This window comes from Phyllobacterium sp. 01N428, assembly GCF_056399405.1.
The window spans coordinates 1-500 of the sequence record NZ_JBFTRH010000025.1; the positions used below are offsets into that span (position 1 = coordinate 1).

Below are 500 nucleotides of genomic sequence, written 5' to 3' on the forward strand. Positions count from 1 at the left end.
TGGCAATGAGAATGATCAAGTGTCTTAAGGGCATTTGGTGGATGCCTTGGCATGCACAGGCGATGAAGGACGTGATACGCTGCGATAAGCGTCGGGGAGGTGCGAATACCCTTTGATCCGACGATTTCCGAATGGGGAAACCCACCTTAGATACTTGGAAAATCTGTTTAGTTGGCCGGCGTCGGGACGTTGGTATGGGTCTCCCATACAGGCCGCTAGGCCGTCGCCAATCGTTTGGCGCGCCGTCCGCAGCGAGCAATCCTTTGAAAGGATTGCGACAGCGTGAGGACATAATAGTCCTTATTAACGCTGGCGTGACGCCGACAACTGCACAGGTTTCCAAGTATCGTTAATAAGGTATCTGACCTTCGAATACATAGGGGTTAGAAGCGAACCCGGGGAACTGAAACATCTAAGTACCCGGAGGAAAGGACATCAAACGAGACTCCGCTAGTAGTGGCGAGCGAACGCGGACCAGGCCAGTGGCTTTTATGAGACAA

At 52.4% G+C, this 500-nt stretch carries 1 rRNA gene; it reads left to right on the forward strand.

The annotated features are described in order from the left end of the window. Nucleotides 1-13: 13 nt before the first annotated feature. A 23S ribosomal RNA gene (locus AC1DNI_RS22770) occupies nt 14-500 on the forward strand; the annotation flags it as partial.